General features: G+C 70.8%; 18 protein-coding genes. 7 read left to right on the forward strand and 11 right to left on the reverse strand.

The features are described from left to right. Position 1: 1 nt before the first annotated feature. Positions 2-2,233, forward strand: coding sequence for a catalase/peroxidase HPI (gene katG / locus AN215_RS28155; protein WP_070010416.1), 2,232 nt, complete (start codon positions 2-4; stop codon positions 2,231-2,233). A gap of 111 nt (positions 2,234-2,344) precedes the next feature. Here katG and AN215_RS28160 read toward each other — a convergent pair whose 3' ends face one another. Beyond that, a complete protein-coding gene (locus tag AN215_RS28160; protein WP_070010415.1) occupies positions 2,345-3,325 on the reverse strand; it encodes a GNAT family N-acetyltransferase in 981 nt (326 codons plus the stop codon). Positions 3,326-3,703: 378 nt separating this feature from the next. On the opposite strand from AN215_RS28160, the gene AN215_RS28165 reads away from it, so the two are divergent. Then, positions 3,704-4,309 carry an FHA domain-containing protein gene (locus AN215_RS28165; RefSeq protein WP_070011253.1) on the forward strand — a complete coding sequence of 202 codons (606 nt, stop codon included), beginning with the start codon at positions 3,704-3,706 and terminating at the stop codon, positions 4,307-4,309. On the opposite strand, the gene glgX is transcribed toward AN215_RS28165, so the two are convergent. After that, positions 4,303-6,522, reverse strand: coding sequence for a glycogen debranching protein GlgX (glgX, locus tag AN215_RS28170; RefSeq protein ID WP_070010414.1), 2,220 nt, complete (start codon positions 6,520-6,522; stop codon positions 4,303-4,305). The two genes, AN215_RS28165 and glgX, sit on opposite strands and share 7 nt — an antisense overlap. Positions 6,523-6,745: 223 nt before the next feature. Between glgX and AN215_RS28175 the strand changes: the two genes are divergently transcribed. From AN215_RS28175 to AN215_RS28190, 5 genes are all read left to right on the forward strand, one after another. Continuing rightward, on the forward strand, positions 6,746-8,008 hold the full coding sequence (locus AN215_RS28175; RefSeq protein ID WP_070010413.1) for a DUF5919 domain-containing protein: 1,263 nt from the start codon (positions 6,746-6,748) through the stop codon (positions 8,006-8,008). Between the two features lie 50 nt (positions 8,009-8,058). After that, positions 8,059-8,586 (forward strand): DUF1697 domain-containing protein, encoded by a 528-nt coding sequence (locus AN215_RS28180; protein ID WP_107374510.1) that lies wholly within the window; start codon positions 8,059-8,061, stop codon positions 8,584-8,586. A gap of 395 nt (positions 8,587-8,981) precedes the next feature. Next, a complete protein-coding gene (locus AN215_RS28185; RefSeq protein ID WP_070010411.1) occupies positions 8,982-10,220 on the forward strand; it encodes a S8 family peptidase in 1,239 nt (412 codons plus the stop codon). Between the two features lie 255 nt (positions 10,221-10,475). Beyond that, a complete protein-coding gene (locus AN215_RS30940) occupies positions 10,476-10,571 on the forward strand; it encodes a putative leader peptide (protein WP_420856134.1) in 96 nt (31 codons plus the stop codon). Between the two features lie 313 nt (positions 10,572-10,884). Then, entirely contained in the window at positions 10,885-11,511 is a 627-nt protein-coding gene (locus tag AN215_RS28190; RefSeq protein ID WP_070010410.1) for a winged helix-turn-helix domain-containing protein, read from the forward strand. Between the two features lie 61 nt (positions 11,512-11,572). On the opposite strand, the gene AN215_RS28195 is transcribed toward AN215_RS28190, so the two are convergent. From AN215_RS28195 to AN215_RS28235, 9 genes are all read right to left on the reverse strand, one after another. Further along, positions 11,573-12,337 (reverse strand): sirohydrochlorin chelatase, encoded by a 765-nt coding sequence (locus tag AN215_RS28195; RefSeq protein WP_070031271.1) that lies wholly within the window; start codon positions 12,335-12,337, stop codon positions 11,573-11,575. 116 nt (positions 12,338-12,453) lie between these two features. Continuing rightward, positions 12,454-13,830, reverse strand: coding sequence for a sulfate adenylyltransferase subunit 1 (locus tag AN215_RS28200; RefSeq protein WP_070010408.1), 1,377 nt, complete (start codon positions 13,828-13,830; stop codon positions 12,454-12,456). A 2-nt stretch (positions 13,831-13,832) separates the two neighbouring features. Beyond that, a complete protein-coding gene (gene cysD, locus AN215_RS28205; RefSeq protein ID WP_070010407.1) occupies positions 13,833-14,768 on the reverse strand; it encodes a sulfate adenylyltransferase subunit CysD in 936 nt (311 codons plus the stop codon). After that, on the reverse strand, positions 14,765-15,331 hold the full coding sequence (gene cysC / locus AN215_RS28210) for an adenylyl-sulfate kinase (protein ID WP_070010406.1): 567 nt from the start codon (positions 15,329-15,331) through the stop codon (positions 14,765-14,767). Before cysC ends, cysD begins: the two co-directional genes overlap by 4 nt. 61 nt (positions 15,332-15,392) lie before the next feature. Next, on the reverse strand, positions 15,393-16,103 hold the full coding sequence (locus AN215_RS28215; RefSeq protein ID WP_070010405.1) for a phosphoadenylyl-sulfate reductase: 711 nt from the start codon (positions 16,101-16,103) through the stop codon (positions 15,393-15,395). Continuing rightward, positions 16,100-16,294 (reverse strand): hypothetical protein, encoded by a 195-nt coding sequence (locus AN215_RS28220; RefSeq protein WP_070010404.1) that lies wholly within the window; start codon positions 16,292-16,294, stop codon positions 16,100-16,102. Before AN215_RS28220 ends, AN215_RS28215 begins: the two co-directional genes overlap by 4 nt. 82 nt (positions 16,295-16,376) lie before the next feature. After that, positions 16,377-18,074 (reverse strand): nitrite/sulfite reductase, encoded by a 1,698-nt coding sequence (locus AN215_RS28225; protein WP_070010403.1) that lies wholly within the window; start codon positions 18,072-18,074, stop codon positions 16,377-16,379. A 430-nt stretch (positions 18,075-18,504) separates the two neighbouring features. Beyond that, positions 18,505-19,212, reverse strand: a complete 708-nt coding sequence (locus tag AN215_RS28230) for a GNAT family N-acetyltransferase (protein ID WP_070010402.1) — start codon at positions 19,210-19,212, stop codon at positions 18,505-18,507. Then, positions 19,209-21,182 carry an ABC-ATPase domain-containing protein gene (locus tag AN215_RS28235; protein WP_245694753.1) on the reverse strand — a complete coding sequence of 658 codons (1,974 nt, stop codon included), beginning with the start codon at positions 21,180-21,182 and terminating at the stop codon, positions 19,209-19,211. Before AN215_RS28235 ends, AN215_RS28230 begins: the two co-directional genes overlap by 4 nt. Positions 21,183-21,557: the final 375 nt, after the last annotated feature.

Below are 21,557 nucleotides of genomic sequence, written 5' to 3' on the forward strand. Positions count from 1 at the left end.
CGTGTCCGAGAAACACGAAGCAACCGTCGACGAGACGAGCACGGAAGGTGCAGGCGGCTGCCCGGTTGTCCACGGCCGCGCCCCGCACCCGACCCAGGGCGGCGGGAACCGGGGCTGGTGGCCGAACCGCCTCAATCTGACGATCCTCGCCAAGAACACCCCCGTGACGAACCCCATGAGCGAGGAGTTCAGTTACGCCGAGGCGTTCAAGAACCTCGATCTGCCCGCAGTGAAGCGGGACATCGCCGAGGTGCTCACGGACTCCAAGGACTGGTGGCCGGCCGACTTCGGGCACTACGGGCCTTTCATGATCCGGATGGCGTGGCACAGCGCGGGCACCTACCGCATCAGCGACGGCCGCGGCGGTGCCGGGTCCGGCCAGCAGCGCTTCGCGCCGCTCAACAGCTGGCCTGACAACGGAAACCTCGACAAGGCCCGCCGTCTGCTGTGGCCGGTGAAGAAGAAGTACGGCCAGAAGCTGTCGTGGGCCGACCTGATGGTCCTCACCGGCAACGTCGCCCTGGAGCAGATGGGCTTCGAGACCTTCGGCTTCGCCGGCGGCCGTGAGGACGTCTGGGAGCCCGAGGAGGACGTCTACTGGGGTCCCGAGACCACCTGGCTCGGCGACGAGCGCTACACCGGCGACCGGGAGCTCGAAAACCCCCTCGGCGCCGTTCAGATGGGCCTCATCTACGTCAACCCGGAGGGCCCCAACGGCAACCCCGACCCGGTCGCCGCGGCCCGTGACATCCGGGAGACGTTCCGCCGCATGGCGATGAACGACGAGGAGACGGTCGCGCTGATCGCCGGCGGTCACACCTTCGGCAAGACCCACGGTGCCGCTCCCGACAGCCACCTCGGCCCCGAACCGGAGGCCGCCCCGCTGGAGTTGCAGGGCCTGGGCTGGAAGGGCGGCCACGGCACCGGCGTCGGCGGCGACGCGATCACCAGCGGTCTCGAAGGCATCTGGACCGACACCCCCACGAAGTGGGACAACAGCTTCTTCGAGATCCTCTTCGGCTACGAGTGGGAGCTGACGCAGAGCCCCGCAGGAGCCAACCAGTGGCAGCCCAAGGGCGGTGCGGGAGCGGGCACCGTGCCCGACGCCCACGACTCGTCGAAGAGCCACGCCCCGACGATGCTCACGACCGACCTGTCACTGCGCATGGACCCGGTCTACGAGCCGATCTCGCGGCGCTTCAAGGACAACCCCGCCGAGTTCGCGGACGCCTTCGCACGCGCGTGGTTCAAGCTGACCCACCGCGACATGGGACCGATCCAGCGCTACCTCGGCCCGGAGGTCCCGAGCGAGAGGCTGATCTGGCAGGACCCGGTCCCCGAGCTGGACCACGAAGTCATCGGGTCCGACGACACCGCCGCCCTCAAGACCCAGATCCGGGACTCGGGGCTGACGGTGTCCGAGCTGGTCTCCACCGCCTGGGCGTCCGCCTCGTCGTTCCGGGGCAGCGACAAGCGCGGAGGCGCCAACGGCGCGCGCATCCGCCTGGAGCCGCAGAACGGCTGGGAGGTCAACAACCCCGACCAGCTGGCGGCGGTCCTGCGCAAGCTGGAGGGCATCCAGGAGAACTTCAACTCCGCCCAGAGCACGAACAAGAGGGTCTCGCTGGCCGACCTGGTCGTCCTCGGCGGCTGCGTCGGTGTCGAGGAGGCGGCCCGGGAGGCCGGCCACCAGATCGAGGTCCCCTTCACGCCGGGACGTACGGACGCATCGGCCGAGCAGACCGACGCGGACTCCTTCGAGGCGCTGGAGCCTTCCGCGGACGGCTTCCGCAACTACACCGGGAAGGGCAACCGGCTCCCGGCCGAGTACCTGCTCCTCGACAGGGCGAACCTGCTCACCCTGAGCGCGCCCGAGATGACGGTGCTCGTCGGCGGTCTGCGCGTCCTGGGCGCGAACTACGACAAGTCCTCACTCGGCGTGCTCACCGAGCGCCCCGGTTCGCTGACGAACGACTTCTTCGTCAACCTGCTCGACATGGGCACGAAGTGGGAGCCGGCGTCCGAGGCCGCCGAGACCTTCGAGGGCCGTGACACCGTCACGGGCGAGGTCAAGTGGACCGGCAGCCGCGTCGACCTCCTCTTCGGCTCGAACTCCGAGCTGCGCGCGCTCGCGGAGGTCTACGCGTGCGACGACGCGGGCGAGAAGCTCGTGCACGACTTCGTCGCGGCGTGGGACAAGGTCATGAACCTCGACCGGTTCGACCTGGCCTGACGACCGCTGTCCGGGCCGGTCCGCGAAGGACGGCCCGGACGGTCGGGTACGTACGCGGACGCCCGTGTCCCGGATTCCGGGGCACGGGCGTCCGTTTGTGCAGTCCCTCTGTCACGCGCCGACGGCGCTCCCCGTGCCCGGCGTCATGCAGAACCGGTGCTGGACGACCGGATATCCGGCCTTCGCGAAAGCGGCGGCCATCGGGGCGTTGCCCAGGTCCGTCGCCGCGGCGACGGACTCGGCGCCCTCGGCGGCCAGTTGGCGGGTGCACTCGGCGAGCAGGTCGTAGGCGTACCCGTTGCCGCGCTGCTGCGGCACCACGCCGATGAAGCCGACGGCGTAACCGCTGGGGATCAGGCCGGGCACGTGCAGCCCGGCAAGCGCGCCGTCCGGGGTGTGGGCCAGGCGCCACCACTCGCGGCCGCCGTGGGACGCCATCCACCGCAGGTGGTCCATGTCCTCGCGGGCGGCCCGTTCGACGGCTGGACCGTCCTCGTTCCCCGTCGCGAGCGCCTGCCGGGCGTGTGCGTCGAGCGTGCCGTGCTGGATCTGCCGCAGCACGTCCAGGATCACTTCGTCGTCCGGCTCGGGCCGGAAGCGGAGACGTCCGGAGTGCTCGGGAACTCCCGAATCCGGCGTCCACCGGTATCGGAAGCGTTCGACGAGCGGTGTCCAGCCCGCCTCCGAGGCCGCGTCGATACGGGCCTCGGCCGCGGCCCGTGCGGCCGGATCGGAGCGCCAGCCCGGCGGCAGTACGACTTCGAACTCGACCTTCGGCGAGATCCCGCGCAGGAGTCGCACGGCAGCCTCTCTCTCGCCGGGCTCGAAGTCGAACCAGTCGATGAGCAGGGGCTGTTGGTCGGCCGGTCCGGCCCACAGGGCCGCGCGGGCGACGACGCGCCCCTCGCGTTCGGCGACCCACGTCCACTCGGGGCGGTATTCGCCGCCCTCGTGGACTGTCGTGTAGGGGCGGCCGAGCAGGGCCCCGCCGACGAGCCCCGGATCGGGGAGGGAAGTGAAGACGTCGCGAGCCTCTGACTCCGCGAGCGTGCGGACGACCAGGTCTCCGGTCGTGCCGGTGATGCCGTTCATCGTGAGAGCTGTCCTTCCGGGAGCGGGTTCCGCGCTCCCGGGCGGGTGCCTAGTGGATGCGGAGGCCCAGGGGGAGCGCGGGTGTGAACGTGCACATCAGCTACCGCCTCCTCTCCTCTGGCCTGGGGCACCCCGGCCGCGGAGGCCGGGAAGGTTCGCGCAACGTAGCGCGCGGTCCGCGTGCACGTCCAAGGAGTTTTCGGGCGCGGCTCCGGCTGGGCACCGCAGCCCGGGTGGGACCGCCGAGTTCCGGACAGGACGGGACGGGACAGGACAGGACGGGTTCCCCCGCCGTCTGAGCGGCCCGGATGTATTGGTTCGGCTACTGCACAAGGCCCGGCCTGGACAGGGGGTTTGGGCGTACTGAGAATGATGCACATGACATCTCTCGAGTTCGGTGCCTACCCACCGCGGCTTTCCGACGCGGACCGGGAACGGGCTCTGGAGGTGCTGCGCGAGGGTGCGGCCGAGGGACGCATCTCGCAGAACACGTTCGAGCGGCGCATGGACGTGGTCCTCAAGGCGCAGTGGCACGGTGAGCTGCACGCCGCGTTGCAGGACCTGCCGACGCGCCGGCCGAGGGGCCGGTGGTTCGCCGAAGGCATCGCCCGTGTCCTCTCCTTCCCCCGTGCGCTCCGGAAGGCCTGGCAGTCCGAGCGCCTGCCGGAACTGCTGCTTCCGGCACCCGGCTCGCACGCGTACTCCATCGGCCGTGCGCCCGGTTCGATGCTGCGGCTCAACCACTTCACCGTCTCCCGTACGCATGCGCAGCTGCGCGCGACCGGCGACGGCTGGAAGCTGCGCGACCTCGGGTCCAGCAACGGGACGTGGGTGAACGGCAGCAGGGTGACCGGCTCGGTGCGCGTGCGCCCCGGTGACACGGTCCGGTTCGGGCAGACGGGCTTCAGGCTCGTCCTGGGCGCCACCGCCACTCCGCCGCCACCTCCGCAACTGCCGCCCACGCAGCCGCCGCCCGGCTACTGACGGGCCCGGCCGTCCTGACGTACGCACCGCAGCACCACGAGGCTGCGGTCGGTCAGCGTGATCCGGTCGCCCGGTCCGGCCTTGCGGGTCTCCAGTGCCGAGGGAGGAGCGTCCACCGCGGTGTCGAGGACGAGCTGCCAGCCGCACGCGGCGTCCGCCGGGTCCGCGGAGTGTGCATGACCCGCGGAGTCGGAGGGACCACCGGGCGCGTCGGGGACGGCGAAGTCCACCGGCGCGTGGTGCGCGTTGAACAGCAGCAGGAACGAGTCGTCGGTGACGGGTTCGCCGCGCCTGCCGGGCTCGGAGATGGCGCCGCCGTTGAGCAGCACCGTCAGCGACCGGGACTCCTCCTCGTGCCAGTCCTGCGGCCGCATGGGCTCGCCGGCGGGCGTGAACCAGGCGATGTCGGGTGCCGCCGGGTACGAGCCGCCGGCGCCGTCCTCCGCGCACGGTCCCCGGAAGAAGCGGCGCCGCCGGAAGACGGGGTGCTCGCGCCGCAGAGCGGTCAACTCGGCGATGAACGTGGCCAGTTCGTTCTCCGGCAGCGGTCCCGGTGCTGCCGGGCCGCTCTCCGGCCAGTGCACCCACGTCAGTTCGCCGTCATGGCAGTAGGCGTTGTTGTTGCCGTGCTGGGTGCGGGCGAACTCGTCGCCGTGGCTGAGCATCGGCACGCCCTGCGAGAGCATGAGCGTCGCGGCGAAGTTGCGCATCTGCCGCCGCCGCAGCCGCAGTACGTCCGGGTCGTCGGTGCCGCCCTCGGCCCCGCAGTTCCAGGACCTGTTGTGGCTTTCGCCGTCCCTGCCGCCCTCGCCGTTGGCCTCGTTGTGCTTGCCGTCGTAACTGACGAGGTCGTGCAGGGTGAAACCGTCGTGGCACGTGACGAAGTTGACGGAGGCCAGCGGGCGTCTGCCGTCCCGGTAGAGGTCGGAGGAGCCGGTGAGCCGGGAGGCGAACTCCGCCAGCGTGCCCGGCTCGCCGCGCCACAGGTCCCGCACCGTGTCGCGGTAGCGGCCGTTCCATTCCGCCCACGGGGGAGGGAAGTTGCCGACCTGGTAGCCGCCCTCACCCAGGTCCCACGGCTCGGCGATCAGCTTGACACGGCTCACCACCGGGTCCTGCTGAACCAGGTCGAAGAAGGAGGAGAGCCGGTCCACCTCGTGGAACTGCCGGGCCAGCGTCGCCGCCAGATCGAAGCGGAAGCCGTCCACATGCATCTCGGTCACCCAGTAGCGCAGCGAGTCCATGATGAGCCGCAGTACGTGAGGGCTGCGCATCAACAGTGAATTACCCGTGCCCGTCGTATCCGTGTAGTAGCGCGGATCCTCGCTCAGCCGGTAATACGAGGGGTTGTCGAGCCCCCGGAAGGAGAGCGTGGGACCAAGGTGACTGCCTTCCGCGGTGTGGTTGTAGACGACGTCGAGGAGAACCTCGATGCCCGCGCCGTGCAGGGCGCGCACCGCCTGCTTGAACTCCAGCACCTGCTGTCCGCGGTCGCCCCACGAGGCGTAGGCGTTGTGCGGTGCGAAGAAGCCGATGGTGTTGTAGCCCCAGTAGTTCACCGTTCCCGCGTCCGCGAGCCCGTGGTCCGTGACGGACTGGTGCACCGGCATCAACTCCAGTGCGGTGACGCCGAGCCGGGTGAGGTGGCCGATGACGGCCGGGTGTGCCAGCGCCGCGTACGTGCCGCGCACTTCGGGGGGCAGGTCCGGATGCAGCATCGTGAGGCCCTTCACGTGTGCCTCGTAGATGACGGTGCGGTCGTATCCGGTGCGCGGCGGCCGGTCGTCGCCCCAGTCGAAGTAGGGATTGACCACCACCGACGCCATCGTGTGCGGTGCGGAGTCGAGGTCGTTGCGCAGCTCCGGGGCGCCGAAGCGGTATCCGTAGACCGCCTCGTCCCAGTCGACGCGCCCGCTCATGGCCTTCGCGTACGGGTCGAGGAGCAGCTTCGCGCTGTTGCAGCGCAGACCCCGTCCGGGGTCGTACGGGCCGTGTACACGGAATCCGTAGCGCTGCCCCGGCATCACCCCCGGCAGGTAGGCGTGCCGCACGTAGCCGTCGGCTTCGCGGAGCTCCACCGCCGTCTCGCGCCCCTCGTCGTCCAGCAGGCACAGCTCGATACGCCGGGCCGCTTCGGAGAAGACCGCGAAATTCGTACCCGCGCCGTCATAGGTTGCACCGAGGGGGTACGCCTGTCCCGGCCAGACCTGCATGCGATGCTCTCCTCCCGCCGTCACCGTCCGGCTGCTGCCGCCGCACCGGGGCATCCTTGCCCAGGTGGTGCGAAAGGGAATGGATCGCGAGTGGCACAGCGGGCTGCAATCCCTCGTACGGACGTACGGGCGGGGCAAGTTGATGGGGGTTCAGGGTGCGGCCCTTCCGGGGCCGAAGTAGTCTTCCTTGATCGCTCAACAGGGTCAGGAAGGCGGTGCGCGGGTGGGTGCGGGAGGGCTTGAGCTCCCCCCAGGTGAAAGCGGCGACGACGGTGACGGGGAGGCCGCCGGCGTGCCGGCCGGTGCGGTGTCACTGGCGCGCCCCATGGAGATCGGCGCGGACCTCGACTGGGACGCGGACGCGTGGTCCGAGGTGCGCACACGGGCCCGTCGGGCAGGCCGCGCCTACATCTGGCTGAATCTCGTCGAACAGCGGCTGCGCGCGGTCGTCTCCGCGGTGCTGCGGCCGATCTACGAACCGGTGCACGGAAGCGACTGGGTCGTCGCCGCGGCCGGTCCGGCAGGGCAGGAGTGGGTGCAACGGGCCGTGGCGGTACGGGAGGTGAGCCGCCGCAAGGGCTATCTCCTCGACCCCGCCGACGACAACGTTCTCTGCTTCCTCACGCTGCCGCAGCTGCGCGAGCTGATGGTGCAGCACTGGCCCTGCTTCGAGCCGTACTTCGACGACCGCCGCGAGGTCGAACTCGCCCTGGACGAGCTGGAGGTGGCGCGCAGCGCGGTCGCCCGCAACCGTGCGCTGTCCGAGACGGTCCTCGCGCAGGCCGAGCGGATGTGCGCCCGGCTGCTGGAGCTGCTGGGCGCCTCCGGCGACGAGACGCCCTCCGCGCACCGGCTGCCCGTCGACGCCGTCGAGGACCTGGTCGGCGACCGCTTCGCCGACGTCGTCGGAGTCCACTCCGACCGGGTGCGCCTCCAGCGGAGCCTGCCCGCCGAGGACCTCTTCGGCGGTGCGCGCCGCCTGGACGCGATGGGCATAGGCCTCAATCTGCTCGTGCAGAACTACTCGGGCCGCAGACTGGTGCGGCTGGCCGCCTCCGGGTGCCGGCTGCGGCTGCTCTTCCTCAACCCGGCCAGCAGCGCCGTGCGCCGCCGGGAGCGCGAACTGAACATAAAGAAGGGCGAGTTGAGCCGCACGGTGGAGATGAACATTCTCCATATGCGCCGGGTGCGGGCGCGGCTGCGTGACACGGGCGCCTTCGAGATCCATGTCTTCGACGAGACGCCGCGCTTCTCCGCGTACATGGTCGACGGGGACGGGGCGGACGGCCTGGCCGTCGTGCAGCCGTATCTGCGTCGGGTGCGCGGCATGGAGGCTCCGGTGCTGGTCCTGCGCGGCGGAGGCAGGGAACTGGTGCAGCCCCGCGAGGGGCACGACAAGCCGCAGGACGAGGGTGTGAGCGGGCTGTTCCAGACCTACCGTGAGGAGTTCGAGTCCGCGTGGGCGGACTCACGCCCGGTGTCATGAACCGCACTGTCCGCCACCTGGTGTCGGACGCCTCTTCTAAGCTGCCGCCCATGACGACGTATGCGGCGTTACTGCGCGGGATCAACGTGGGTGGTCACAGGAAGGTCCCCATGGCCGAGTTGCGGGAGGTCATGGCGGGCCTTGGCTGGAGCGACGTCCGCACCTACCTGCAGAGCGGCAACGCGGTCTTCACCACCGACGACGCGGACCCGCGCGCCCGGCTGGAGCGTGCCGTCGCCGGCCACTTCGGCTTCGAGGTGAGCTGCCTCGTCCGTACGGCCGGGGAGTTGCGCGCCGTGGCCGCGGCCTGCCCCTATCCGGCCGCGGAGCTGGACCCGGCCAAGCTGCTGGTGGTCTTCCTCGAAGAGGCTCCGCCGGAGGGGCACTTCGACTCCGTGGACGCCGCGGCGTTCGCTCCCGACACCTTCCACCATGCGGGCAGCGCGGTGTACTGCTATTTTCCGGACGGAATGGGCCGCAGCAGGCTTCCGGCCGCGCTGGAATCCCTGCGGCCCAAGGTGACGGCGACCAGCCGCAATTGGCGTACGGTCCAGCGGCTGATCGAGCTCGCCGGCTGACCTCCCCGGGCCCGCACATCGAGGCCTTCACCCTTGGCCCCCTTGATCCCTTGATCCCGAATTGAACCTGCTTGAGCCCGCTTTGAGTCTGATCGGGCCCTCCAGTCCGGGGGCCTGCGGACCGGGCGCACCCTGCACAGGACTTGCACGGAAGTGAGTCAGGGCGGTCAGCTATCTGATCGTTCTGATGGGCTGTCAGGTCAACTTGGGGTGATACAGGGCGCTTTGCCGTGCCTACTCGAAAGTTGTGTATGTCACACCCGCTCATACGGCTTGAGGTGAGCGGATCAATCAGACAGTGTTTCGAGTCACCCGGTTGCGGATCATCACCGCGACTGTGCCGGGTGCGAAAAGTGACATAGAACCCCCCACACCTCACGAGGAGGACCCTCGTCATGGCAACCAACACGCCCAGAAGCCCGGAGAAGTCCGCAAGGCGGCGCCGCATCACTCTGGCGACCGGCGTCGCCGCGGCGGTGGTCGGGGCGGCCACGCTGCTGACGCTGCCTGCCGGTGCGGCTCCCGCCGAAGGCCACGTGTACGGCACGAAGGCCAAGGGCACGGTCGACGGCAGCTACATCGTCATGCTGAAGGACGCCAAGGGTGCCAACTCCGTGAAGTCCGCGGGGAACGACCTGGTCGACCAGTACGGCGGCAAGGTCAAGAACACCTACGACTCCGCCATCAACGGCTTCTCCGCGAAGGGCCTGAGCGCCGAGGAGGCCCGCCAGCTGGCCGGCAACTCCCAGGTCGAGAAGGTCGTTCAGAACAAGAAGTTCACGATCAACGAGACGCAGGCCAACCCGCCGTCGTGGGGCCTGGACCGCATCGACCAGACGGACACCAAGGGCGACAAGAAGTACACCTTCCCGGACAGTGCCGGCGAGGGTGTGACGGCGTTCGTCATCGACACCGGCGTCCGCATCACGCACAAGGACTTCGGCAAGCGCGCCACCCACGGCTTCGACGCCGTCGACGGTGACGACAACGCCGACGACGGCCAGGGCCACGGCACGCACGTCGCGGGCACCGTCGCGGGCTCCGACCACGGCGTCGCCAAGAAGGCCAAGATCGTCGCCGTGCGTGTGCTGGACGACCAGGGCTCCGGCACCACCGAGCAGGTCGTCAAGGGCATCGACTGGGTGACCAAGAACGCCAAGGGTCCCTCCGTCGCCAACATGTCCCTCGGCGGTCCGAAGGACGAGGCGCTCGACGCGGCCGTGCAGAAGTCCATCGACGCCGGCGTCACCTACGCCCTCGCCGCGGGCAACGAGAGCCAGGACGCCGACAACAGCTCGCCGGCGCGCGTCAAGGACGCCATCACCGTCGCCGCCAGCGACGACAAGGACGCCCAGGCCGAGTTCTCCAACTTCGGCAAGCTGGTCGACATCTACGCGCCGGGCGTCGACATCGTCTCCGCGACCAACACCGGCGACGACGCCACCGAGACCCTGTCGGGCACCTCGATGGCCGCTCCGCACGTCGCGGGTGCCGCCGCGCTCTTCCTCGGCGAGAACAAGGACGCCAAGCCGGCGGACGTCGCCAAGGGTCTGACCGACGCCGCGACGCCGGACGCGATATCCAACCCGAGCGAGGGCACGCCGAACAAGCTGCTCAACGTCAACAAGAAGTGACCGGCGAGCACGCCCGCTGAGCACGACGCACCACGGCACAAAGCAGCACAACGCATCACAGCACAAGACCGCCCGCCGCGTTCTTCCACGAGCGCGGCGGGCGGCCGCGTTCGTACGGCGTCCTGGGGCGCGAACGCGGGCTCGGCGACGACTTCCCGGCCCTCCGGAACGGCCGCGCCCTTTCCTTCCGCGGCGCCGTCATCCGCTATTCGATACGGCTGGCGAATTCGTTGACGCCGTAGGTCAATTGCTGCCATGCTCGATTCCGTGAATCAGTCCGCAATTCTTGTAGCGCGCCTGCACGTCGATCTGCGACGGCACGCCAGCGCGATCTGTGCCGACGGCTTCTGAGCTCCGCGCTCGGCTGATTCCTTTCCGCTCTGCTCTCCGCTCCTTCCCTGACGGAGCCGATGCGAGCTGCGGTTCTTCCCTCCGGTCACCGGCTTCGGGACGCGATGTCCCGTGACCGGCGGCCTTTCCCGATTCGCTTCCTGACCACCGGGTGAGCCGTTCCGACGCGTTTCCACGGCCGGTGATCGCGCATTCCGTGTTCCGTTCCGAGCGGTCCCGGATGCCCTGCGCCGTCCGGCAGTTCACGAGCGGGGCTTCTCCCTTACCGGTGCTTCACGGCTCGCCCTTGAGAACTCTCCGCGAAGGAGCCCGAATGACTTCCGCCCTTTCCGCCGTCGCACGCCATCTTCGCGTCGTCGACGAGACCGCCACCGACGGACCGGCCTCCGGACGGGACACGGCCGACGAAGACGGTCCGCCCGGCGATGCGACGCCCGTCGTCGGCTACGTCGTCCTCGTCCCCGAGGGCACCGACCCGACGGAACTCTTCACCGCGGACGGCACCAGAGCCCGTTTCCGTCCGCTGCTGCCCGCCGAACAGCCTCCGGTTCCGCAAGGGGTGCGGCAGCAGCCCGTACGCCGGACGCCCGTACCGCAGACGCCCCCGCAGGAGCAGCAGGACGGAGCCGCCCCCGACGGCCTGGACACCGCCGGCGGCCTGCGCGTCGACACCGAGCGGCACACCGCGCAGGCCGACGGGGAGCAACTGAGCCTGACCTACCTGGAGTTCGAGCTGCTCGCCCACCTGCTGGCGAATCCGCACCGGGTGCACACCCGCGGCCACCTCGTGGCAACGCTGTGGGGCTACAGCCACGTCGGCGACGGCCGTACCGTCGATGTGCACATCGCCCGGCTGCGCCGAAAGCTCGGCCGCTTCCGGGACACGATCGTCACCGTCCGCCGCGTCGGCTACAAGTACGAGCCGGGCAGGGCCCGTTGAGCCGCTGAGGTACCGGCCGCCGAGGCGCTGAGCCGCTGAGGCGAGGCCGCCGCCCGGGCCGTCAGGCGCTCAGTGCCAGCGGCCCGCGAGCGGCGGCCTCGTCGTAGCGCAGCGCCAGCAGCTCCGCCAGCTCGGGCGCGGCGCCCAGCACCGGCGCCAGCACGTCGGCCCGCGCCTCGAAGGCGCCGCCGCGGATGCGGTCGGGGAGACGGCCGGGCGCGATGACGTACGGCGCCACCGCCACATGCTCGACGCCGTCGGCACGCAGCCCCCGTACGGCGTCCTCGGTGCGGGGCAGGGAGGCGGAGGCGAACGCAGGACGCACGGCACACCAGCCACCGGTGCGCCGCCACTCCCGCGCGGTCTGTGCGATCACTGCGATCGCCTCCGGATCGGAGGAGCCCGCCGACGCCAGCACGACGCCGGTCGAGCCGTGCTTCTCCCGGCGCAGGCCGGCCTCGCGCAGCCGCCGCTCCAGCGCGCCGACGAGCAGCGGGTGCGGGCCCAGAACTTCCGCCTGCCGCACGCGCAGGCGCGGCAGCCGCGACGTCGCCTCGTTCAGCTCCGCGGGGATGTCGGACTTGGCGTGGAAGGCGCGGCTGAGCAGCAGGGGCAGCGCGACGACGTCGTGGACGCCCTCGGCGTGCAGCCGCTCCAGAAGACGCGGTACGGAGGGCGTGTTGAAGTCCAGATGTGCCGCCTCCACGCGCAGCCCGGGACGCAGCGAACGCACACGCGCGCAGAGCGCGGCGACGGTCGCGGCGTGCCTCGGGTCGCGGCTGCCGTGCGCGACGACCACGAGAGTGGGCCGTGTCGCATCGTGCATGGCGGTCGTCCGTTCCTCTTCCGTCTCGTTCTGTACGGTCAGTCGGTCAGTCGGTCAGTCGGTCAGTCGGTCAGTCGGTCAGTGCTTCCGGTGTTCCCGTGGCCGGTGCTGCGGCCTCAGAAGTCCCAGCCGTCGTCGTCCGCCACGCTCAGCCCTTCGGCCTCCGCGGTCTCCCGTACGGCGTCGGCGAAGGCGTGGCCCGCCATACCGGCGCTCAGGGTGGAGCCGTCCGCCGGGTCGACGAGCACGAAGGAGCCGGTGCGGCGGGAGTCGGCGTAGGCGTCGACGGGCAGCGGCTCGGAGGTGCGCAGCACCACGCGGCCGATGTCGTTGGCGACGAGACGGCCCGGCTCCGGGTGCTGGGAGAGGTCGTCCAGCGTCAAACGGGAGGGGATCTCCTTCACGATGGCCTTGACCGTGCGGGTGGTGTGCTTCAGCAGCACCCGGGCGCCGGGCGTGAGCGGGGTGTCGTGCAGGTGGCACACCGTCGCGGTGAGGTCCTGGCTGGGGGTGACGGAGGCGTCGGACGGCACGATCATGTCGCCGCGTGAGATGTCGAGGTCGTCCGCGAGGAGCACCGTCACCGACTGCGGGGCCCAGGCGACGTCCACGGACTGGCCCAGCACGTCCAGGCCCTCGATCGTGGACGTACGGCCGGAGGGCAGGACCGTCACATGCTGCCCGGTGCGCAGCAGGCCGGAGGCGATCTGCCCCGCGTAGCCCCGGTAGTCGGGGTGTTCGGGTGTCTGCGGCCGGATGACGTACTGGACGGGGAAGCGTGCCGGATCGTCAGCCGGGTCGTCGGTGACCGCGACGGTTTCCAGGTGTTCCAGCACGGTCGGCCCGCCGTACCAGTCCATGTGCGCGGACGGCGTCACGACGTTGTCGCCGACGAGTGCGGAGATGGGGACGGCGGTGATCTCCGGGACACCGAGGGAAGCGGCGTAGCGGGTGAACTCCTCGGCGATGGCGGCGAAGACGTCCTCGTCGTAGTCGACGAGGTCCATCTTGTTGACGGCCAGGACGACGTGCGGGACGCGCAGCAGCGCTGCCACGGCGGCGTGCCGGCGTGTCTGCTCGACGACGCCGTTGCGGGCGTCGACGAGGACGACGGCGAGCTCGGCGGTCGAGGCGCCCGTGACCATGTTCCGGGTGTACTGCACATGGCCCGGTGTGTCGGCAAGGATGAACCGCCGCCGAGGCGTGGCGAAGTAGCGGTACGCCACATCGATGGTGATGCCCTGCTCACGTTCGGCGCGCAGCCCGTCCGTCAGCAGCGCCAGGTCGGGGGTGTCCTGTCCGCGGTTGCGGGAGGCGGACTCCACGGCCTCCAGCTGGTCGGCGAGCACCGACTTGGAGTCGTGCAGCAGCCGTCCCACCAGCGTGGACTTGCCGTCGTCGACGGAGCCCGCCGTCGCGAAGCGCAGCAGCGAGGTCGCCCCGAGCGCGGCGTCCGCGGCGGGGTGGCCGGCGGGCGTGGCGGGAGTGTCCATGATCAGAAGTACCCCTCGCGCTTGCGGTCCTCCATGGCGGCCTCGGAGAGCTTGTCGTCGGCCCGGGTCGCCCCGCGCTCCGTCAGCCGGGAGGCGGCGATCTCGGAGATGACCTTCTCGATGCTGTCCGCGTCGGAGTCGACCGCGCCCGTGCAGGACATGTCTCCGACAGTGCGGTAGCGCACCTTGCGCCGCTCGACCCGCTCGTCCTGGCGCGGGCCGCCCCACTCGCCGGGGGCCAGCCACATGCCGGTACGGGAGAAGACGGTGCGCTCGTGCGCGTAGTAGATGGCGGGCAGTTCGATCTTCTCCCGGGCGATGTACTGCCACACGTCCAGCTCGGTCCAGTTCGACAGCGGGAAGACGCGTACGTGTTCGCCGGGTGCGTGCCGCCCGTTGTAGAGCTGCCACAGCTCCGGCCGCTGACGCCGCGGGTCCCAGCCGCCGAACTCGTCCCTGAGGGAGAAGACCCGCTCCTTGGCCCGGGCCTTCTCCTCGTCGCGCCGGCCGCCGCCGAAGACCGCGTCGAAGCTCTCCTTCTCGATCGCGTTCAGCAGCGGCACGGTCTGCAGCGGATTACGGGTCCCGTCGGGGCGCTCCTTCAGCTCACCGCGGTCGATGAACTCCTGCACCTCCGCCACGTGCAGGCGCAGCCCGTGCTGCGCCACCACGCGGTCGCGGTACTCCAGCACCTCGGGGAAGTTGTGCCCGGTGTCCACGTGCAGCAGCGTGAACGGCACCGGCGCCGGCGCGAAGGCCTTGAGCGCCAGATGCAGCATGACGATGGAGTCCTTGCCGCCGGAGAAGAGAATCACCGGGCGCTCGAACTCACCTGCCACCTCACGGAAGATGTGCACACCCTCCGACTCCAGCGCGTCCAGGTGCGAGAGCGCATAAGGGTTGTCCCGCTCCTCCAGCGCCGTGACAGCCGTCCTCACAGCAGTCCCCTCTCACTCAGCAGCGCGCTCAGCGCCGCAGCGGATTCCTCAACGCCCTGCCGGTGCGCCTCGATCCGCAGATCCGGCTCCTCGGGGGCCTCGTACGGGTCGTCCACGCCCGTCAGTCCGGAGATCTCCCCGGACGCCTGACGTGCGTACAGTCCCTTCACATCGCGCTGTGAGCACACCTCCACCGGAGTGGCGACGTGCACCTCCAAGTAGCCGGTGCCCGCGGCCTGGTGGCGCTTGCGCACGGCGGCGCGGCTGTCCGCGTACGGAGCGATCACCGGTACGAGGACGGTCACGCCGTGCGAGGCGAGCAGCTCGGCCACGAAGCCGATGCGCTGCACGTTCAGGTCGCGGTCCGCGCGGGAGAAGCCGAGCCCGGCGGAGAGGAACGTGCGGATCTCGTCGCCGTCCAGCACCTCCACCCGGCGGCCCCGCGCGGCGAGTTGTTCCGCCAGCGCCGTCGCGATCGTCGTCTTGCCCGCGCTCGGCAGGCCCGTGAGCCACACCGTGGCTCCGGTCCCAAGGGCCTGCTCCTGCGCAGTCGCCTCACTCATCTCCCGCTCCCAGCCGCGGAGTTCACCGTGCCGGTGTCCGAGTTCACATCCGTGTCCCCGTTCACAGGTGGATACCGCACTCGCTCTTGCCCCGCCCGGACCAGCGTCCGGCGCGGGCGTCCTCACCCTCGATAACGCGCCGGGTGCACGGGGCGCATCCCACCGAGGCGTAACCGTCGGAGAGCAGAGGATTGGTCAGCACGCCGTGCTCCGCCACATAGGCGTCGACATCTGCCTGATTCCAGCGGGCTATCGGCGAGATCTTGACCTTCTCGCGGCGCTCGTCCCAGCCGACGACGGGTGTGTCCGCCCGTGTCGGCGACTCGTCGCGGCGAAGGCCCGTCGCCCAGGCGTCGTAGGCCCGCAGGCCCTCCTCCAGAGGCGCCACCTTCCGCATCGCGCAGCACAGGTCGGGGTTGCGGTCGTGCAGCTTCGGGCCGTGCTCGGCGTCCTGTTCGGCGACGCTCTGCCGCGGCGTCAGCGTGATCACTTCGACGTCCATGACGGCGGCGACGGCGTCACGCGTGCCGATCGTCTCGGGGAAGTGGTAGCCGGTGTCGAGGAAGACGACGTGGACGCCCGGGGCGACGCGGGAGGCGAGATGCGCCACCACCGCGTCCTCCATGGACGAGGTGACGCAGAAGCGGTCGCCGAAGGTGCCGGCGGCCCAGCTCAGTATCTCCAGCGCCGGTGCGTCCTCCAGGTCCCGGCCCGCCTCTTCCGCGAGCCGCCGCAGCTGTGCCGCGGAGTGCTGCTGGGCAGCGGTGGTCATGAGTCCGGACTCCCTTCCGGGGCCGTTCCGTCGTCCCCGCGCTGCAGGCCCCTGGCCAGCAGCCCGAGGAACGAGATCTTGAACGCCCTGTTGCACGCGGCGCATTCCCAGGCGCCGGCGCCCTCCTCGGAGGGGCGCAGGTCCTCGTCGCCGCAGTACGGGCAGTAGAACGGTGCCGCGCGCTCGCTCACTGTGCCTCCCGCTCAGCCTCGGCGCGCTCAGCCGCGGCGCGCTCTGACGCGTCGGCTTCCCTCGTCACTGTTCGAGGCTCGCTCACTTCAGCGCACCCTCTTCCGCGCGTGCCGCCCACTGGGCGAAGCGTTCGCCGTCCTCGCGCTGCTCCTTGAAGTTCAGCAGCACGCGCTCGATGTAGTCGGGCAGTTCCGCGGCGGTGACCTTCAGCCCGCGCACCTTGCGGCCGAAGCCCGGCTCCATGCCCAGCGAACCGCCCAGATGCACCTGGTAGCCCTCGACCTGCTCGCCGTCGGCGTCGGTGACGAGCTGGCCCTTGAGCCCGATGTCGGCGACCTGGATGCGGGCGCAGGAGTTGGGGCAGCCGTTGAGGTTGATGGTGACCGGCTCGTCGAAGTGGGGGAGGCGCTGCTCCAGTTCGTCGATGAGCGAGGAACCGCGCGCCTTCGTCTCGACGATGGCCAGCTTGCAGAACTCGATGCCGGTGCAGGCCATGGTGCCGCGGCGGAAGACCGACGGCCGGGCGGTGAGGTCGAGCGCCTCCAGCCCCTCCGTCAGGGATTCCACCTGGTCCCCGGCGACATCGAGGACGATCATCTTCTGTTCGGCGGTGGTACGGACGCGGCCCGAGCCGTGCGACTCTGCGAGGTCCGCGATCTTGGCGAGCGTGCCTCCGTCGATGCGTCCGACGCGCGGCGCGAAGCCCACGTAGTGGTTGCCGTCGCGCTGTTCGTGCACGCCGATGTGGTCGCGCCACTGCTGGACGGGCGCCTCCGGCGCGGGGCCGTCGGCCATCCTGCGCAGCAGGTACTCGTCCTCCAGCACCTGACGGAACTTCTCCGCGCCCCAGTCGGCGACGAGGAACTTGATGCGGGCGCGCGTGCGCAGCCGCCGGTACCCGTAGTCGCGGAAGACGGAGACGATGCCCTCGTGCACGTCCGCGACGTCCTCGATGGGCACCCACGCGCCGAGCCGCACGCCCAGCTTTGGGTTGGTCGACAGGCCGCCGCCGACCCACACGTCGAAGCCGGGGCCGAGTTCGGGGTGTTCGACGCCGACGAACGCGACGTCGTTGATCTCGTGCGCGACGTCGAGCAGCGGCGAGCCCGAGACCGCGGTCTTGAACTTCCGCGGCAGGTTCGAATATGCGGGGTTGCCGATTACCCGGCGGTGGATCTCGTCGATGGCGGGAGTGCCGTCGATGATCTCGTCCGCGGCGATGCCGGCGACGGGTGAGCCCATGATGACGCGCGGGGTGTCGCCGCACGCCTCTGTCGTGGAGAGGCCGACGCCCTCCAGGCGGCGCCAGATCTCCGGCATGTCCTCGATGCGGATCCAGTGGAACTGGATGTTCTGCCGGTCGGTGATGTCGGCGGTGCCGCGGGCGAAGTCCTGCGAGATCTCGCCGACGGTGCGCAGTTGCTGCGTCGTCAGCTGCCCGCCGTCGATGCGCACGCGGAGCATGAAGTACTCGTCGTCCAGCTCCTCCGGTTCCAGCACGGCCGTCTTGCCGCCGCTGATGCCGGGCCGGCGCTGGGTGTACAGGCCCCACCAGCGCATACGGCCGCGCAGGTCGGCGCCGTCGATCGAGTCGAATCCGCGGTGTGCATAGATCGTCTCAATGCGTGTCCGCACATTGAGACCGTCATCGTCCTTCTTGGTCTGCTCGTTGCCGTTGAGCGGAGTGAAGTGACCAGCGGCCCACTGTCCCTCGCCGCGGTGGCGTCCGGCCTTGCGGCGGCTCGGTGCGGAAGCGGGACGCTTGGAGGTGTCGGCCATGGCAGTTGTCCTTCGGGGTCCTTCAGGTGTCCGTCGGGCGGCGTCACGGCCGGGCGGCCGGGCAGCCGGACACAGCCGGTCGTCAGAGACGGTGCAGGTCAGCAGGGGCGGGCGCGCGCGGCGCAGCCCGCTTCCGTCGGTACGTGGCGCATGCTCGTACGCGCGGAGGGCAGGGTCGGCCGCTGCGGTTCAGCCGGGAAGAGCTCATGCCCGCGACAGTGAGGGCGGCTCTTGGGTCGGTGGTGCTGGGACTGTCAGCCCGCGCGACAGATGGCGCTGGACATGCGGCCGAAGTCGACGTGGCGTCGACTCACCAAGGCGATTCCAGCGCGAGACATGACGGAAGCGTCGCACGGTGCCGAACCGGCAGTCCACCAATATCCAGGATGTGGACAAGTCTGTCCCGGATAATGGGACGATGTGGGAGCGGTCACATCGGGGAAGAGCGCGGCCCGGGCGTACGCGGTGCCGGGCCGGCGCTCCCCGTTCCCTCCGGGGACGCCTGCGCGGCGGCTTCTTCGGCCGTTTCGGTGGCCGGTTCCGCGGCCGGTTCCCTGGCGACTTCCTTCGCGAAGATGCGGAAGCCCCGGCGCTGGTAGTTGCGCAGGGCGTACGGACCGTCCTTGCTGCACGTGTGCAGCCAAACCCTCGCCGTCGGCAGCCGACCGCTCCACCGTTCGTCCAGATCCCATGCGCGGCGGGCGCCGTACGCGAGCAGCCGGCCGCCGATTCCGAGCCCCCGGAAGCCGGGCAGGAGTCCGAAGTAGCTGATCTCCACCGTCGTGCCCGGGCGGGCACCGCGCCCCGAGGTGTCCCTGGTCGCCCCGTCCAGCTCGATGTAACCGGCGGGCGTGCCGTGCTGATAGGCGACCCACGTCTCCACGCCCGGTCGCTCCAGCCACTCGCGCCACTGCTCGCGCGTCCACGGCAGCCGGTCGGCCCACTCCACGTCCGCGCCCACCTCGCTGTAGAGGAAGCGGCTGAAGGCGGGGCTGTGCACCTCGGCCCGTGCGATCCGCAGACCGGAGGGCCCGTCCTCGTCCGCTTCCTGGCCGGGGGCGGGGACGCCTCGCAGATCCCCGGGGTCCGTCTGCTCCAGGAACCATGTGGTGACGGTCCGCGTGGTGCTCTCGCTCAACCCGTGCTCCCCGTTCCTCCGGTGCTCGCCGTTCTCGCCGTGCTCCCCGTGCTCGCCGGTGTCCGGCTCCCGGCCCTGGTGACGCGCAGACCACGTACGCGGTTGAGTGCCGCCGCCGTCTCGAAACGGCGCGGCACCGCGAAGTCCTCGTCGCGCACCGCCAGCAGCGCCTCCGCCCCCGCGTCCTCCAGATCGGCGTCGAGCAGATCCAGGGCCTCCGCGAGCGTACGGGTGCCGTCCACGTACCCGCGCCGGACCATCAGTTCGAGTGCGAGGCCGATGCCCGCCACCTGACGGGAGTCGGCGATCTGCTCCACGGAGCGCAGGTCGACCTCGTGCTCGCCGAACGTCAGCGCGTCCTCGCCGCGCGAGCGGATGCGCGTGCGCCCCCGTGACTCGGACTCCAGCGACGACGGGTCGGGGACCCGGTGCACCACGGGAGGGAAGGACTCCGCCTCGGCGTGCCGCCCCGCTGGTACGGAAGCGACCTCGCGGGCGCGTTCCGTGACGTCGGACGGCCGGTAGGCGTCCATCATCAACACCCGGTCGGCGACCTCCAGATAGTCGCCGGAGCCGCCCATGACCAGCACCGTCGAGACGCCGTGGTCGCGGTGGAGCGAGCGTACGGAGTCCACGAGCGGTGTCAGCGGCTCGCGCTCCTTGGCCACGAGGGACTGCATGCGGGCGTCGCGGATCATCAGATTGGTCGCGGCCGTGTCCTCGTCGATGAGCAGCACGCGAGCACCGGCCTCCACGGCCTCGCACAGTGACGCCGCCTGGGAGGTGGAGCCGGAGGCGTTGCCGGTGGAGAAGTCGGTGGTGTCCGAGCCGTCGGGGAGATGGCCCACGAACGCGTGCACGTCGACCCGCTCGACGCGCCGCCCGTCCTCGGCGCGCAGCTTCACCGTCTCGGGGCGTGAGACGGCGAGTTCACGACCGTCGCCCGGCACGTGGTCCCAGATGCCCGTCTCCAGGGCGCGCAGCAGCGTCGACTTGCCGTGGAAGCCACCGCCGACGATCAGGCTCACTCCCTCCCGCAGCCCCATCCCGGAGACGGCGCCGGCGTTCGGCAGCTCGACCGTCGTCCGCAGGCCCTCGGGTGAGGAGAACGGCACGACTCCCTCGCCCGTCGCCGGACGGTCGTCCACGCCGCTGCCACGGGGCAGCACCGAGCCGTCGGCCACGAAGGCGACCAGGCCGAGGCCGGGCAGTGCGTCCCGCAGGGCGACGGAGTCCTCGACGGTCTCGACGAACCGCCGCAGGGCTCCGGCGTCCAGCGACGCGTACCGCAGCGCCCGTGAGGCGATCTCCGGCACCGAGCGGCACATCAGCCGCTCCGCGGCCCGTGCGTCGATACGGCGGCCCCTGCCGGGGAGCGCGAGACCGAACCGGAGCGTGACGCCGCCGTCGTCCGCCGAGACCTGGCACGAACCGCGTTCCAGTACCTCCTGGCCGCCCCCGTCGATCCTCAACGACCGCTCGCCGCCCGCGACTTCGGCCGCTCGGCGGGCGAGGAAGCCGGCGAGGGCCCGACGCCGCACGGGCGTGCTCCACAGCTCCGGAGGGAAGCCGGCGCGCTCCGCGGGCACCCGCACCGCAGCACGTGCGGGAGGTGCGAACGGATCGGCCTGGCCGCGTACGAGCTGGAAGGTCTCGCCGGTCGTCCCCGCACCGGGCAGCTCCCACGTGCCGACGAGGCCCTTGTAGCGGCCGTAAGGGGCGCCTTCGAGACGGGCGAGCTGCTCCTGCAGCTCGCCGCGCGGTGCGCCTCCGGTGCGCGGAGGCCTCTCCCCGTGGGTCTCGTGGGCCTCATGGTGTCCGTGCGGACCACGGGTCTCGCCGCGCGGTCCGCCCCGGCCGCCTCGGTCACGGCGGCCGCCTCGGTCACGGCGGTCGCCGGAGCCACCGCCGGTGCCCGGTCCGCGGCGCGACCGGTGGCCGCCGGGGTCCCGGCCCTGCTCACGTGGCACTGCGATGTCCCTTTCCGCCGGGGTGGTGTCTGCGACGGGACGATACATACCGGACGCCTCCGGCACGGGCGCCGGGGACGGCCCGCCGCACCGTACGCACTGCCCGTGCCCGGCACACGCCCGCCGGTGCCCGTATCAAGCCCGCATGCGGAACGCCCTCGTTGACAGGGCCACTGACGGCTGCTGGACTCCAGCAGCCGCCCCCGGCCTGGCGGCGCACCGCGCCCCTCCTCCGATCACCGACCGAGGGACCGGCCGACCGCCCCCCGAGCCCGAATCCGTGAGGTCCGCAATGCCCGCGCCAGTCCCTTCCGCCGGCGGAACTCCCGGCGCCGCCCCCGTCGCCGTGCTCGGTGAGTGCGTCGCCGACGCCTT

The sequence above is a fragment of the Streptomyces abyssalis genome, from assembly GCF_001751365.1.
Classification (GTDB): Bacteria; Actinomycetota; Actinomycetes; order Streptomycetales; family Streptomycetaceae; genus Streptomyces; species Streptomyces abyssalis.

Excerpts from the sequence above, each read along its gene's own strand:
- AN215_RS28160 (WP_070010415.1), bottom strand. The coding sequence starts at position 3,325 with ATGAACGGCATCACCGGCACGACCGGAGACCTGGTCGTCCGCACGCTC.
- AN215_RS28165 (WP_070011253.1), top strand. The coding sequence starts at position 3,704 with ATGACATCTCTCGAGTTCGGTGCCTACCCACCGCGGCTTTCCGACGCG.
- glgX (WP_070010414.1), bottom strand. The coding sequence starts at position 6,522 with ATGCAGGTCTGGCCGGGACAGGCGTACCCCCTCGGTGCAACCTATGAC.
- AN215_RS28180 (WP_107374510.1), top strand. The coding sequence starts at position 8,059 with ATGACGACGTATGCGGCGTTACTGCGCGGGATCAACGTGGGTGGTCAC.
- AN215_RS28185 (WP_070010411.1), top strand. The coding sequence starts at position 8,982 with ATGGCAACCAACACGCCCAGAAGCCCGGAGAAGTCCGCAAGGCGGCGC.
- AN215_RS30940 (WP_420856134.1), top strand. The coding sequence starts at position 10,476 with ATGCTCGATTCCGTGAATCAGTCCGCAATTCTTGTAGCGCGCCTGCAC.
- AN215_RS28190 (WP_070010410.1), top strand. The coding sequence starts at position 10,885 with ATGACTTCCGCCCTTTCCGCCGTCGCACGCCATCTTCGCGTCGTCGAC.
- AN215_RS28195 (WP_070031271.1), bottom strand. The coding sequence starts at position 12,337 with ATGCACGATGCGACACGGCCCACTCTCGTGGTCGTCGCGCACGGCAGC.
- AN215_RS28200 (WP_070010408.1), bottom strand. The coding sequence starts at position 13,830 with ATGGACACTCCCGCCACGCCCGCCGGCCACCCCGCCGCGGACGCCGCG.
- cysC (WP_070010406.1), bottom strand. The coding sequence starts at position 15,331 with ATGAGTGAGGCGACTGCGCAGGAGCAGGCCCTTGGGACCGGAGCCACG.
- AN215_RS28215 (WP_070010405.1), bottom strand. The coding sequence starts at position 16,103 with ATGACCACCGCTGCCCAGCAGCACTCCGCGGCACAGCTGCGGCGGCTC.
- AN215_RS28225 (WP_070010403.1), bottom strand. The coding sequence starts at position 18,074 with ATGGCCGACACCTCCAAGCGTCCCGCTTCCGCACCGAGCCGCCGCAAG.